Origin of the sequence: Serinicoccus shuyuelongi (assembly GCF_045032955.1) — a bacterium.
GTDB lineage: Bacteria > Actinomycetota > Actinomycetes > Actinomycetales > Dermatophilaceae > Ornithinicoccus.
The window spans coordinates 246,126-260,105 of the sequence record NZ_JBJFZU010000005.1; the positions used below are offsets into that span (position 1 = coordinate 246,126).

A 13,980-nucleotide genomic window follows, 5' to 3' on the forward strand; every position below is an offset into this window, starting at 1 on the left:
TCACCTCAGGACGGGTATGCGTCCTGCTCAGTCGCCGCGCACGACGTCCACGTGCACGTGGTCCCGGTGGCGCAGCACCGGGTCGCTCGACCCGCCCGGGGCCTCGTAGGGCTGCCAGCCCCGGGCAGACTGGCGCACTCCCCACCAGTGGTCGTCGAAGATCACGTACTGCACGGTGAGCCCCTCGCCGTGCGCCACCAGCCACTGAGCCAGCACCCAGCCCTGGTCCAGGCTCGCCTCGGTGACCGGGCGGTAGAAGACGTCGACCGCACGCCCCTCGTAGTGGGTGGACTCCGCGCCGTGGCCGGAGTCCACCCCACCGGGTGCGAAGCCGCCGAGCGACAGCTCCCCGAACTCGGCCTCGAGGGCCTCACGCACCGCCTGCGCCCGCGGCGTCAGCCCGGTGTCGGTGATCTGCTGCCGGCCGGCGTCCGCCTCGGTGGACCGGCAGGTGAGCGCGGTGCCGGCGCGGGCACCCAGCACCGCGTCCACGACGCCGTCCGGGAGCTCGGCCCCGGTCCGGCTCAGGACCTCGGCCGGGGCCTGGCCGGTGCGCAGCGTCCAGGCCGCGGCGGCCGTCGCCGCCCGCGCCTGCTCCCGGTCCAGGGGGACGACGTCAGCGCCGCCCTCGCCATCGACGACGACACTGCACGGTGCGGTGAGGCCCGACGTCCACGCGCCGATCCGCGGCAGCGCCCCGCTCAGCGCACCGCCCAGCAGCACCAGCGCCAGCAGCATGACGAACACCCCGGCGACCAGACCACCCCCCGACGCCGGGCGCCGGGCTGCGGTACCGGAGGGGGTGGCGGAGGGCATACCCCCAGTGTGCGGGGACATCCTGGGGAGATCCCGTGCCCGAGCAGGGTGCACGTCGCATGCCTCCGCCGGCCCAGCGGCGTAGCCTGCGACCCATGAGCTCTGCGTACTACGCCCAGGACGTCCCGGACACCCACCGCCCGTACGTCGCGGCCCCCGACCGCCACCAGAAGCTGGAGTACCGGCGGGTGGGCAGCAGCGGGCTGCTGCTACCGCCGCTGTCGCTGGGCCTCTGGTACAACTTCGGCGACAACCGGCCCTTCGACACCCAGCGCGAGATCCTGCGCCGCGCCTTCGACGAGGGCATCACGCACTTCGACCTGGCCAACAACTACGGACCGCCCTACGGCTCGGCCGAGGAGAACTTCGGGCGGATGATGCGCACCGACTTCCGGCCCTACCGCGACGAGATGGTGCTCTCCACGAAGGCCGGCTGGGACATGTGGCCCGGCCCCTACGGCATGCTCGGCTCCCGCAAGTACGTGCTGGCCAGCCTGGAGGAGTCGCTGCGCCGGATGTGCGTCGAGTCGGTCGACATCTTCTACTCGCACCGCGCGGACGAGGGCACCCCGGTCGCCGAGACCATCGGCGCGCTGGACACCGCGGTCCGCCAGGGCAAGGCGCTGTATGCCGGGATCTCCTCCTACTCCCCCGAACGCACCGCCGAGGCGGTCGCCGTGGCCCGCGAGCTGGGGACGCCGCTGATCATCCACCAGCCGGCCTACTCGATGCTCAACCGCTGGCCGGAGCAGGGGCTCTTCGACGTGCTGCGCGGCAGCGGGATGGGCTCGATCGGGTTCACCGCGCTCGCCCAGGGGCTGCTCACCGACAAGTACCTCAGCGACGACGACCCGGAGCGGGCTACCGCACGCCCCTCCTTCGACGGCCGGGTGCTCACCGCGCAGACCAGGGAGCGTCTGCACGGGCTGGGTGCGATCGCGCAGGAGCGCGGGCAGAGCCTGGCCCAGATGGCGCTGTCCTGGGCGATCCGACCCGGTGGGGTGACCTCCACGCTGATCGGTGTCTCCAGCATCGTCCAGCTGGAGCAGAACCTGGAGGCCGCGGCCCGCACCGACTTCACCGACGACGAGCTGGCCCGTATCGACGAGCTGGCCGGGCACACCGAGGAGGTCGACCTGTGGGAGGAGTCGGCGTCGATCGGGTGAGTCAGTAGGCTCTGCGTCGTGACCGACGCACCGCTGGACGACCCTATCGACGACCTCCTGGACGTGCTCGACCTGCGCCGGGAGGGCTCCACCACCATCCGGGTGGCCTCCCCGGAGGGGGTCGACGGGATCGACCCCGACCTGGCCCACTCCGAGGGCGACGTCTTCGCCGGGCGCAGCCAGCCGATGCCGCACGGCCGGGTGTTCGGGGGCCAGGTGCTGGCCCAGTGCCTCGTCGCCGCCGGCCGCACCGTGGAGCCGGTGGCCGGCGGGCCTACCGAGACGGACCCGCCGCCGCGCCCGATCCACTCTATGCACGGGTACTTCCTGCGCCCCGGGGACGCGAACCGTCCGCTGCGCTTCCTCGTCGAGCGGATGCGCGACGGTCGCAGCTTCAGCGCGCGCCGGGTCCACGCCGTCCAGGACGGCCGCATCCTGATGTCCATCATCATGTCCTTCCAGGAGCCGGCCGAGGGGCTCAGTCATCAGGTCGGGATGCCGGACGCGCCGCCACCGGACACCCTGCGCTCGGACCGGGAGATCCTGGAGAAGGTGCCGCACCCGGTGGCGCAGGCCACCGCGAGGCGTCGCCCGGTGGAGCTGCGGCACGTGGAGCCGCTCCTGCTGAGCTCGGGCGAGCCCGGCGCGGACCAGCAGTCGGTGTGGCTGCGGCTGGCGCGCGAGCTGCCGGAGGACCCGTTGCTGCACGCGGCGGTCCTGGCCTATGCCTCCGACTACGTGGTCCTCGAGCCGATCCTGCGGCGGCACGGCCTGGGCTGGGGCGACCCTCGTCTGCGCCCGGCCAGCCTGGACCACTCGATGTGGTTCCACCGCCCCGCACGCATCGACGAGTGGGTGCTCTACACCCAGTCCTCCCCGTCCGCGCAGTCCGGTCGCGGGCTGGGCCTGGGGCACATGTTCTCCGCCGACGGGGCGCTGCTGGCGACCGTGGGCCAGGAGGGGATGGTCCGGGTCAAGGGCTGACGGGGGGCCGTCACGTCCGGTAACGATTCGGTCAAGACGGCGGAGGTCGGGGATCTCCCTGTGGACACTCTGAGTGCACAGGCCGATACTGCAGAGGTCCCCCGCTGACGGTGCGCGACCTCGTGGTGTTCTCCTCGGCGGCGACGTCCATCCGTTCGAGCAAAGGACTGCACCGTGCACAACACACCTGGACACCGGGGGAAGCGCCTGCTGGCGCTCACCGGTGCGGGTGCCCTCCTCGCACCGCTCGCTCTGGTAGGCCCCCCTTCGTGGGCCGCACCCGAGCTGACGGTCGCCGAGGACGGTTCCTACATCGTCATGCTGAAGGCCGACTCCCTGGCCGCCTACGAGGGAGGTGTCGAGGGCATCCCCGCGACGAAGGCCCCCGAGGGTCAGAAGCTGGACACCACCACCAGCGCGGCGGTCGACTACACCGCCTTCCTCGAGCGTCAGCAGAACGAGGTCCTCGACTCGGTCGGTCTGGACCGCGCGGACGCCAGCTACGGCTACACCACGGTGCTCAACGGCTTCACCGCCGACCTGACCGCGCAGCAGGTCTCCGAGCTGCGCAAGGACCCGGACGTGGCCTACGTCTGGGAGGACGAGATGCGGACGGCGGACACCGTCTCGACCCCCGACTACCTCGGTATGCGCGGGGAGGGCGGCGTCTGGGACACCCAGTTCGGTGGCGACGCCAACGCCGGTGCCGGGATGGTCGTCGGCATCATCGACTCCGGCTTCTGGCCGGAGAACTCGAGCTTCGCACCGCTGGCCGGCGACCCCGCCCCGCCCGAGGGGTGGGCCGGTGAGTGCATCACCGGCGACGACGAGGACCCCGAGGGCAACGTCACCTGCAACAGCAAGGTGATCGGCGCCCGCTACTACGCGGAGGGCAACAACACCGCCTTCGACTTCCAGTCCCCCCGTGACACCAACGGCCACGGCAGTCACGTGGGTGGCACCTCGGCCGGCAACAACGGCGTCCAGATGAGTGTCTTCGGCACCGACATGGGCTCCGGCAGCGGCATGGCCCCGGCCGCCCACCTGGCCTTCTACAAGGCCCTGTGGCAGACCTCGGACGGCAACGGCACCGGCAGCACCGGTGGCCTGGTCGCCGCCATCGACGACGCCGTCGCCGACGGTGTCGACGTCATCAACTACTCGGTCTCCGGGTCCTCGCAGTTCGTCGTGGACTCCGTCGAGCTGGCGTTCCTGAACGCTGCCGACGCGGGCGTCTTCGTGGCCGCCTCGGCCGGCAACTCCGGTGACACCGTGGGTGCCGGCTCGGTCGCGCACAACTCGCCGTGGCTGATGACTGTCGCCGCCTCCACGCACGACCGCAACACCACCAAGTACGTCGACCTCGGCTCCGGCGACGTGCCGGTGGACCGGATCTCGGGCAGCGACCGGTACGTCACCGCAGCCAACATCGCGGCGGCCTACCCGGACGACGTGGACACCGTCTACATCGCCACCGGAAACCAGTTCGCCGACGCCCTCTCCGGCGCGGCCTCGGCCGCCAAGGGCATCGTTCCCACCACCAACGGTGTGGAGCCCATGGTCACCCCGGACGGGTCACCTGCTCCGGTCCTGCTGACCCGCGTCGGCGGTCTGCCGCAGGCGACCATCAGCGCGATCGAGGACATCGACCCCAGCAACATCGTCATCCTCGGTGGCGAGGTCGCCGTGTCTGCGGCCGTCGAAGCACAGCTCGAGGGCTACGGGGAGGTCACCCGCATCGCGGGCCGTGACCGCTTCGAGACCTCGGCCCTGATCGCCGCGCAGTACGGCACCGTCGACCACGTCTACGTCGCCACCGGCCAGAACGAGGCCTTCGCCGACGCCCTGTCCGGCTCGGCCCTCGCCGCCACCGAAGGTGTCCCGGTCCTGCTGACCCGCACCGACTCGGTCCCCGGCTCGATCACCACGGCCCTGGAGGGCCTGGGTGCACCCGACGTCCACGTGCTCGGTGGTGAGGTCGCCGTCAGCGACGAGGTCTACACCGAGCTCGGCGGCGACGAGCGCCTCGCCGGCGCCAACCGGTACGGCACCTCGGTCGCCGTCGCCGAGCGCTTCGGCTACAGCTCCGAGAACCCGGCCCCGGTGGTGCACGTCGCCACCGGACTGGACTACCCGGACGCCCTCGCCGCTTCGGCGCTGGCCGGGTTCCAGCAGGTGCCTGTCATGCTCAGCCGCCAGGACTCGGTCCCGGCACAGGTGCTTGACGCGATCGTCGGGGTCGACCCCGCCCAGGTCTTCCTCCTGGGAGGCACCAACGCCCTCACCGACAACGTCATGACCACCATCGAGGACGCCCTCTCCGGTGCTGACGGCACTCGCTTCGAGGGCATCGGTGTGGGCGAGGCCGTCGGCCCCGCCCCGGTGGTCAACTCCGAGGACATCCCGGCAGCGGGCGCCCCGGAGGGCGCGGCGCTGCTGTGCCTGCCGGAGTCGCTGGACGCCGAGGCCGCGGCCGACCACATCGTCATCTGCACCCGCGGTGAGAACGCCCGGGTGGAGAAGAGCGACACGGTCGCAGCGGCGGGCGGTGTCGGCATGATCCTGGCCAACACCACCGACGCCGAGTCGATCAACGGTGACTTCCACGCTGTGCCCACGATCCACGTCAACGGCACCGCCGGTGACGCGATCAAGGCAGCCGAGGAGGCCGACCCCGAGCTGACGGCGTTCATCTCCGCCTCCGGCGAGGGTGGCGACATCGTCGCCCCCGAGATGGCCGGCTTCAGCTCCTACGGCCCCGCCATCGCGGGTGACGGCGACCTGCTCAAGCCGGACATCACCGGCCCGGGCGTCGACGTCATCGCGGCGGTCTCCCCGGCCGGTACCCCCGGCACGGACTTCGACAGCCTGTCCGGCACGTCCATGTCGGCCCCGCACATCGCGGGTCTGGCTGCGCTGATGATGCAGGACAACCCGGAGTGGAGCCCGATGGCGGTCAAGTCGGCGATGATGACCACCGCCGACCCCACCGACGACCAGGGTGAGCTGATCAACTACGGCGGCGAGCCCTCCAGCCCGCTGCACTACGGCTCCGGTGAGGTCGAGCCGGCCGCGGCGTACGACACGCCGCTGGTCTACGACTCGAACGTCTTCGACTGGATCGGGTATGCCTGCGCGATCGGTCAGTGGCAGCTCATCGGTGGTGGCGCGGACTGCGCCGTCGTCGGTGAGAGCGACCCGAGCGACCTGAACTACGCGAGCATCTCGATCGGTGCCCTGGGCGGTCAGCAGACGGTCACCCGCACGGTCACCGACACCACCGGAGCGGGTGGCACCTACACCGCCGAGGTGGAGGCCCCGGCCGGGACCTCTGTCGTCGTTGAGCCGTCCGTCCTGGACGTGCCGGCCGGCGGTGAGGCCTCCTTCACGGTGACCATCACCACCGTCGACGCACCGCTGGACCAGTGGACCTTCGGGTCGCTCACCTGGACCGGTGGGGCCGCTGACGTCACCAGCCCGATCGCGGTGCAGCCGGTCGCCATCGGCGCCCCGGCCGAGGTCGTCGTCGACGGGACGGACGGGGAGACCTCCATGGAGGTCACCCCCGGCTTCACCGGGACGCTGACCTCGAACGTCCACGGCCTGGCGGCCGCGGACAGCACCGTGGTCGAGGTCACCTCCGACGGTCCGGGTGGTGGTGCCGGCATCGCCGACCTGGTCGTACCGGTCACGGTTCCCGAGGGCACCGTCGCCATGCGGGTCGAGACGATCGAGGACGAGTGGAGCCCGGCCGGGCTCGACCTCGACCTCTACGTCGCTGACGCGGAGACGGGCACCATCCTCGGTCAGAGCGCGGCGGGTGGTTCGGACGAGGCAGTCACCTTGACCGGGCTGGAGCCCGGCGACTACCTTGTCGCGATCGACTACTGGGACGGTGCCGCCGGAGACGTCGCCACCGGTCCGCTGCACCTCTACCTGCCGGGCGCGGACGAGGGCAACCTCACCGTCACCCCGTCGCCGGTGGCCGTGACCGCGGGCACCCCGGTGACGCTGGACCTCTCGTGGACCGGGCTGGAGGCCGGCACCCGCTACCTGGGCGCCGTCGGCTACAGCGACGGGACCGAGGAGCTGGCGTACACCCTCGTCACGGCGCTGCCGTGACACCCGGCCGGCCGGGGCTCATCCCCTGACCGGCCAGCTTCTCACCGACGGGCCCGTCTCCCTCACCGGGAGGCGGGCCCGTCGGCGTCCCCGGCGGGAACGGCATACCCCGGTATGGGCAGGGTCCGGCGGCTGGTGACCGTGCGGAGCCGGCCGTTCACCGGGTCCCGGAAGGTGACCGCGCGGGAAAGCAGCTGGAGCGGGGTGCTGAGGTCGGTGGGGTCGACGTCGCGGACCACCGGGTAGAGCGGGTCGCCGGCGATGGGGACCCCGAGGCCGGCCAGGTGCACCCGCAGCTGGTGGGTGCGTCCGGTGGTGGGCAGCAGCCGGTAGTGGCCGCGGGATCCGAGCGTCCCGAGCAGCTCGACCCGGGTGATGGCGTTCGGGTCCCCCTCCTCGACCCGGGCCTGCGGGATCCCCCGTTCCTTGACGATCCGGTTCGTCACCGTGGTCGGCAGCGGGAGGTTGGGACGCACCGGCGCGAGGGCCTCGTAGGTCTTGTCCAGGCCGCCGGCCTGCACCATCCGCTGGTACGGGCTGCGGGCCTCCGGACGGGTGGTGAGCAGCAGGACGCCGCTGGTGAGCCGGTCCAGGCGGTGCACGGGGGTCAGGTCGGGCAGGTCGAGCTCACGGCGCAGCCGCACCACCACGGTCTGCGCCACGTGGCTGCCGCGCGGCATGGTCGCCAGGAACGGGGGCTTGTCCACGACCAGCAGCCCGCACTCGTCGTCACGCAGCAGCACCGGGATCTCGCCGGGCACCTCGACCTCGGTCGGCAGGTCGCGGTAGAGGTGCACGACCCCACCCGGCAGGTAGGGCGTGCCCTCCTCGACCGGGGTGCCGTCGGCCAGGACGACCTCGCCGGCGGCGATCCGGCGACGGAGGCCGGGCTCGTCACCGGTGAGCACCACCAGGAAGTCCAGGACGGTGGGCCACGACGACCCGGGCGACCCAGGCGGCCGGGACGGCATCCGGACGCGAGCCGCCCCCAGCCCGTCGCGCGGGGGCAACGGTGGCTGGGGGCGGGTGTGGCGACGTCCGCGGCGCGGCACGAGGCTGGGTCAGTCGCGGGTCAGCTTGCGGTAGGTGACGCGGTGCGGCCGCGCTGCGTCGGCGCCGAGGCGCTCGACCTTGTTCTCCTCGTAGGCGTCGAAGTTGCCCTCGAACCAGTACCACTTCGCGGGCTCCTCGTCGGTGCCCTCGTAGGCCAGGATGTGGGTGGCGACTCGGTCCAGGAACCACCGGTCGTGGCTGATCACCACGGCACACCCGGGGAACTTCAGCAGCGCGTTCTCCAGGCTGCCCAGGGTCTCGACGTCGAGGTCGTTGGTGGGCTCGTCGAGGAGCAGCAGGTTGCCGCCCTCCTTGAGGGTCAGCGCCAGGTTGAGGCGGTTGCGCTCTCCACCGGAGAGGACCCCCGCCTTCTTCTGCTGGTCCGGGCCCTTGAAGCCGAACTGACTGACGTAGGCGCGGCTGGGGATCTCCACCTGCCCGACCTGGATGTAGTCGAGCCCGTCCGAGACGACCTCCCACAGGGACTTCTCCGCGTCGATGCCGCCACGGGACTGGTCCACGTAGGAGATCTCGACGGTCTCGCCGACTTTGACCTCGCCGGCGTCCGCCTCTTCCATCCCCACGATGGTCTTGAAGAGCGTGGTCTTGCCGACGCCGTTGGGGCCGATCACCCCGACGATGCCGTTGCGCGGGAGCGTGAACGACAGGCCCTCGATGAGGGTGCGGTCGCCGAACCCCTTCTTCAGGTCCTTGACCTCGATGACCTGGCTGCCCAGCCGCGGGCCGGGCGGTATCGCGATCTCCTCGAAGTCGAGCTTGCGGGTCTTCTCGGCCTCCGCGGCCATCTCCTCGTACCGGGCCAGCCGTGCCTTGTTCTTGGTCTGCTTGGCCTTGGGGTTGGAACGGACCCACTCCAGCTCGGACTCGAGCCGCTTGGCCAGCTTGGCGTCCTTCTTGCCCGCCACGGCCAGGCGCTCGCGCTTCTTCTCCAGGTAGGCGGAGTAGTTGCCCTCGTAGGAGTAGAGGCGGCCCCGGTCGACCTCGGCGATCCACTGGGCGACGTTGTCGAGGAAGTACCTGTCGTGCGTCACCGCCAGGACGGCGCCCTGGTAGGAAGCGAGGTGCTGCTCCAGCCACTGCACCGACTCGGCGTCCAGGTGGTTGGTCGGCTCGTCGAGCAGCAGCAGGTCCGGCTTGGAGAGCAGCAGCTTGCACAGGGCCACCCGGCGGCGCTCACCTCCGGAGAGGACGGTCACGTCACTGTCCGGCGGGGGGCAGCGCAGCGCGTCCATGGCCTGGTCGAGCTGGGCACCGAGGTCCCAGGCGTCGGCGTGGTCGATGTCCTCCTGGAGCTGGCCCATCTCGGCCATCAGCGCGTCGAAGTCGGCGTCCGGCTGAGCCATCAGCTCACCGATCTCGTTGAACCGGTCGACCTTCTGCTTGATCTCGCCGAGCCCCTCCTCGACGTTGCCCAGGACGGTCTTCTCCTCGTTGAGCGGCGGCTCCTGCAGCAGGATGCCGACGGAGTAGCCGGGCGTCAGCCGCGCCTCACCGTTCGACGCCTGGTCCAGACCGGCCATGATCTTGAGGATCGTGGACTTGCCGGCACCGTTGGGGCCCACGACACCGATCTTGGCGCCCGGGTAGAAGGACATCGTCACGTCGTCGAGGATCACCTTGTCGCCGTGCGCCTTGCGGGCACGCGTCATGGTGTAGATGAATTCGGCCATGCCACCAGGGTATCGGGGCGGGCGGGCCGTCTCCGAATCTCGGCCCGCCCGCAGACCCCGCGCTCAGGCGCTGCGGGCCAGCACCTCGTCCGCCTGCTCGTCGTCCTCGACGACCCCGTCGGCGTCCGCATCGATGTCGGGGTCGGTGTGGGCACCGCCGTCGAGGCCCTCCCCCACGCCCCGCGGCGTCGGGTCGTAGTCCTGTGCCCGATCGGGGTCGTAGGCGACCCAGCCCTTGGTGAAGCGGCTGACCCCCAGCGAGACGTCGTGCCCGATGCAGTCGACGTCCACGCAGACGGTCGTGCCCGAGGAGTTCTCGGTGGACCACTCACGCAACGACAGCCTGCCGTGCGCCAGCACCGGGTCCCCCTTCTTGAAGCTGGAGAGCGCCGTCGCGCCGGTGTGGCCGAAGCAGAGCAGGTCCACGTAGACCGTGTCGGCGGTGACCCATACCTCCTGCGCCTTGTCGAAACGCCGCCGGTTGACGGCGATCGGTACGACCGCGAAGTCCCGGCCGCTGGCCGAGCCGACCCGGCGGTCCGGCTCCCGGGTGAGGTTGCCCGAGACGGTGATCGTGAGCTCGTTCATCATGATGAGTTCCCCTCTGGTTGGTGGTCCACCGTCGGTGGCCCTGCCAGCAGGGTCGACCGGTACACGGCCCGTGACCAGAGGCATACCCGGATCTGTGGACGCCCGGGTCCCGGTTCAGGGGGATGTGGATGGGCGCACAACGCTCGCCCGGTCGAAGCACAACGCGCGCCCGGTCGGGGAAGGGGTGGGTCAGGGGGCGCCGCTGCCGGCCTGCTGGAGCATCACCCGGGTCGCCTCGTGCCGTTCCAGGACAGCGGCCACCGGCCGACGGATGTGCTCCGCGCTCACCGCCTCGATGGCACGGTCCAGCTCCCGCCCCACCTGGGCCCGTCGTCGACGCCCGCCGACCCGGGCCGCCACCCGGCCGAGCGCGGCGATCAGCACCCCGGCGAGCAACCCGCCCACCAGCAGCGCCAGCGGGACCGGCACCGGCCCCAGCGAGGGTGCCTCGACGGACAGCTGCATCCAGCCCAGCACCGCGAGCGCGGTCAACCACCCGAGACCGACGACGGCAGTCGTGGCGAGCAGCAGCTGGAGCACGCCGAGCACCGGCCACCAGGCCGGGGTCCGGGTGCGCAGAGGGACCCCGACGACCGCCTGGTCGAGGGCGTCGGAGACGGTGTCCTGCTCCGGGCTGGCGGCGTCCAGCACCGACTCCGCCCAGGGGGTGGGCAGGTGCTCGCCCACGTCCTCCCCCAGCTGCCGGGTGGCCAGCTGCACGTTGGCGCGAGCCGCCGGGGTCGGGCTGGGCAGCGAGGAGCGCCCCAGCACCGCCCGCACGTCCGAGGGGGCGATGCCGGAGGAGCCGGCCCGGTCGTCTCCGAGGCGCAACCGGCGCAGCGGGTCGGCCCCCAGCCCGGCGACCCACCGGGTGAACGGCCATCCCGTCCGGGCGTGCGCGCGGCGGCGGTGGTCGGCGTCGACGGCGTCCAGCACCACCGGCACCCCGGCGGAGACCCGGAGCGCCGCGTGCAGCCGCCGGTCCGTCTCCTGGCCCAGGGCCGGGGTCCGCTCGGCCACGCCGCGCGCCAGCTCCTCGGCCGCGGCCCGCAGGTCGGCCTCCAGCCGGGCCTCGGTGGCGTTCCGGGCCCCGACGACGGCGCCGATGCGCTGCCGCAGCTCACCCAGCCCGGTGCCCATCCGGGCCGAGGTGCCGATGACGTCGTGCTCGCCGGCCCCGTCGGCCTGCACCAGCCGGCGCAGATCGGCGGTGATCTGCTCGACCCCGCCCTGCTCGCGCACCCGGTCCACCTGGTTCAGCACCACGAGCATCACCGCGTCGTGGTGACGCAGCGGGCGCAGGTAGTCCTCGTGCAGGCGGGCGTCGGCATACTTCTGCGGGTCGGTGACCCAGACGAAGACGTCGGCCCGCTCCAGGATGCGGTCCGCCTCGACCCGGTGCCGCAGCTCGCGGGAGTCCACGTCCGGCAGGTCGACGAGGACGAGCCCGTCCAGCCCTCCGTGCTCACCGGCGGCGCCGACGTGGTGGCGGCGGCCCACCCCGAGCCAGTCGAGCAGCTCGGCGTCGTCCTCCTCGCCCCAGACGGCCGCCGTGGCCTCTGCGGTGGTCGGCCGGCGCGGCGAGATGGTGGAGACGTCCTCGCCCACCAAGGCGTTGAAGAGGCTGGACTTGCCCGAGCCGGTGGCACCGGCCAGCGCGACCACGGTGCGTCCGCCACCGATCGCCCACCGCTGCCCCACCCGGTCCACGACCGCCCTGGCGGACTGCACCGCGGCGGGCTCCAGCTCGTTCCCGCTGAGCTCGAGGACGGAGCCGAGCCGCTCCGCCCGCTCGGTCAACGCCAGCTCGGGCCGCCGGCCGCGGCGTCGTGCGGGTGCCGTCATCGTGCTGCCTCCACCCCGGCTGCTGCGGCCTGCAACTCGGCCACCGCACCGGGCGACATCGGCGCCGACGCCAGAGCCCGGTCGAAACGGAACCGTTCCGCCTCGTAGAGCTGCTCCACCCGGCGCATCAGCGCCTGGCGCGCCTTGACCGCCATCGCCCGCACCGCCTGGTCACCGAAGACCGCCTCCAGCAGCCGTTGGGCCAGCACGGCCGAGCCGGCCCCGACCGCCACCTCGGCGCCGGTCGGGATGAGGGCGGTCGCGCTGAAGACGACGATCATCAGCAGCACACCGAGGCCGTTGACACCGAAGGCGAGGTAGCGGGCGGTCGCCCGCCGGGAGCCCGCCTCCTCCCGGACCAGCTCCAGGAGCTCGCCCTGCCAGTCCCGGATCAGCCGTTCGACCTGCTCGGACAGGTCCGGGGAGGCCTTGCCCAGGCCGGGGTGGGCGGCCAGCAGGCCGGGTCCTCCGGGGGACGTGCGCCAGGCGCGGGCGGCGGTGCCGGCGGCGACCTGGCCGTGCGAGGTGATGAGCGCCGCGGCCCCGGTCTGCAGCGCCTCGCCGAGCGGTTCGGGGGCGAAGTCCCGGCCGGTGAGGAAGGCGCCGAGGCGGTCCCGGACCCGGCCGATCCCGGCCTCGACCGAGCGCAGGAACTCCCCGGTGCCGACCAGCTCGTGCCACCGGGCGAGCACCTCCCCGCGCAGCAGCGACCCGTCCTGCACGCCCTGGTCGACACCGCGCGCTGCGTCCCGGTATGCCGTCGCCGCGGCCACCGACAGCACGTCACCGGCCGCCAGCTGCCCGGCACCGGCGGCGGCCAGGGTGGCGGCGCGCCGGTCGAGCGAGGCCAGGGTTCCGGTGAGCGTGCGCCGGATCACCACGGAGCGGGCGCGGGCGTCCCCGGCCAACGACTGCAGCCAGCCGCGCAGCCGCGCGCTGCTGCGCTCGGGGACCCGTCCGTCGACGAGGTCGTCCTCGCCGATGGTGAAGATCGGCGACTGACCCAGGCCCTGCTTGCGCAGCATGGACGCCAGGTGCACCCGCACCTGGCCCATCGCCTCCGGCGGGACCCGGTTGAGGACGACGGCGACCGCGGTGCCCCGCTCGCTCGCCTCCCGCAGCAGGTCCCAGGGGACGGCGTCGGCATACCGCGCGGCGGTGGTGACGAAGAGCCACAGGTCGGCCGCGGCGAGCAGCTCCTTGGAGAGCCGGCGGTTCTCCCGGACGACGGAGTCGATGTCGGGGGCGTCCAGCAGGGCCAACCCGGCCGGGAGCGCGGCCGAGGCCACCAACCGCACCGAGGCCGGGTCCTCGACCCGGTCGGCGGCGCCGGTGACCCGGGCCAGGTCGGGCAGGATCCGACTCCCGGTGAACCAGGCGGCGTCGCTCTCGTGGTGAACCAGGACCGAGGACCGGGTGGTCGGCCGGATCACCCCGGCGCGGGTGACCTGCTCCCCCACCACCGAGTTGACCAACGTGGACTTACCGGCGCCGGTGGACCCGCCGACCACCGCCAGCAGGGGCGCGTCCAGGGAGCGCAGCCGCGGCAGCACGTAGTCGTCCAGCTGCTCGCGCAGCTCACGCTGCAGGGCCCTCGAGGCCTCCGCGTCGTCGAGCTCCAGCGGCAGGCCGACCTCGCCGGTCGCCGACCGTAGCCGTTCGACGGCAGCGAGCAGCGCAGCGGGATCGGAGGTCACCCGCCCAGTGTGCCG

9 protein-coding genes are annotated in these 13,980 nt (G+C 72.5%); 3 read left to right on the forward strand and 6 right to left on the reverse strand.

Going from position 1 to position 13,980, the window contains the following annotated elements; genetic code table 11:
* Nucleotides 1–27 precede the first annotated feature (27 nt).
* Complete coding sequence (locus tag ACI3EY_RS08915) at nt 28–816, reverse strand: hypothetical protein (RefSeq protein ID WP_405040174.1); 789 nt, start codon at nt 814–816, stop codon at nt 28–30.
* Nucleotides 817–911: 95 nt separating this feature from the next.
* Here ACI3EY_RS08915 and ACI3EY_RS08920 point away from each other — a divergent pair, with 95 nt between their 5' ends.
* From ACI3EY_RS08920 to ACI3EY_RS08930, 3 genes are all read left to right on the forward strand, one after another.
* Nucleotides 912–1,982 carry an aldo/keto reductase gene (locus tag ACI3EY_RS08920; RefSeq protein WP_405040175.1) on the forward strand — a complete coding sequence of 357 codons (1,071 nt, stop codon included), beginning with the start codon at nt 912–914 and terminating at the stop codon, nt 1,980–1,982.
* 18 nt (nt 1,983–2,000) lie between these two features.
* Nucleotides 2,001–2,966, forward strand: a complete 966-nt coding sequence (locus tag ACI3EY_RS08925; RefSeq protein ID WP_405040176.1) for an acyl-CoA thioesterase — start codon at nt 2,001–2,003, stop codon at nt 2,964–2,966.
* A gap of 174 nt (nt 2,967–3,140) precedes the next feature.
* Entirely contained in the window at nt 3,141–7,088 is a 3,948-nt protein-coding gene (locus ACI3EY_RS08930) for a cell wall-binding repeat-containing protein (RefSeq protein ID WP_405040177.1), read from the forward strand.
* A 62-nt stretch (nt 7,089–7,150) separates the two neighbouring features.
* Here ACI3EY_RS08930 and ACI3EY_RS08935 read toward each other — a convergent pair whose 3' ends face one another.
* From ACI3EY_RS08935 to ACI3EY_RS08955, 5 genes are all read right to left on the reverse strand, one after another.
* Nucleotides 7,151–8,059: a pseudouridine synthase gene (locus ACI3EY_RS08935; RefSeq protein WP_405040178.1), complete on the reverse strand. Its 909-nt coding sequence runs from the start codon at nt 8,057–8,059 to the stop codon at nt 7,151–7,153.
* A 90-nt stretch (nt 8,060–8,149) separates the two neighbouring features.
* On the reverse strand, nt 8,150–9,832 hold the full coding sequence (ettA, locus tag ACI3EY_RS08940; protein WP_405040179.1) for an energy-dependent translational throttle protein EttA: 1,683 nt from the start codon (nt 9,830–9,832) through the stop codon (nt 8,150–8,152).
* A gap of 63 nt (nt 9,833–9,895) precedes the next feature.
* Entirely contained in the window at nt 9,896–10,423 is a 528-nt protein-coding gene (locus tag ACI3EY_RS08945) for a single-stranded DNA-binding protein (protein WP_405040180.1), read from the reverse strand.
* Between the two features lie 189 nt (nt 10,424–10,612).
* A complete protein-coding gene (locus ACI3EY_RS08950; RefSeq protein WP_405040181.1) occupies nt 10,613–12,268 on the reverse strand; it encodes a YfjP family GTPase in 1,656 nt (551 codons plus the stop codon).
* Nucleotides 12,265–13,965, reverse strand: a complete 1,701-nt coding sequence (locus ACI3EY_RS08955; RefSeq protein WP_405040182.1) for a dynamin family protein — start codon at nt 13,963–13,965, stop codon at nt 12,265–12,267. The genes ACI3EY_RS08950 and ACI3EY_RS08955 overlap by 4 nt, the downstream gene beginning before the upstream one ends.
* Nucleotides 13,966–13,980 lie beyond the last annotated feature (15 nt).

Excerpts from the sequence above, each read along its gene's own strand:
- ACI3EY_RS08920 (WP_405040175.1), top strand. The coding sequence starts at position 912 with ATGAGCTCTGCGTACTACGCCCAGGACGTCCCGGACACCCACCGCCCG.
- ACI3EY_RS08935 (WP_405040178.1), bottom strand. The coding sequence starts at position 8,059 with ATGCCGTCCCGGCCGCCTGGGTCGCCCGGGTCGTCGTGGCCCACCGTC.
- ACI3EY_RS08950 (WP_405040181.1), bottom strand. The coding sequence starts at position 12,268 with ATGACGGCACCCGCACGACGCCGCGGCCGGCGGCCCGAGCTGGCGTTG.
- ACI3EY_RS08915 (WP_405040174.1), bottom strand. The coding sequence starts at position 816 with ATGCCCTCCGCCACCCCCTCCGGTACCGCAGCCCGGCGCCCGGCGTCG.
- ACI3EY_RS08945 (WP_405040180.1), bottom strand. The coding sequence starts at position 10,423 with ATGATGAACGAGCTCACGATCACCGTCTCGGGCAACCTCACCCGGGAG.
- ettA (WP_405040179.1), bottom strand. The coding sequence starts at position 9,832 with ATGGCCGAATTCATCTACACCATGACGCGTGCCCGCAAGGCGCACGGC.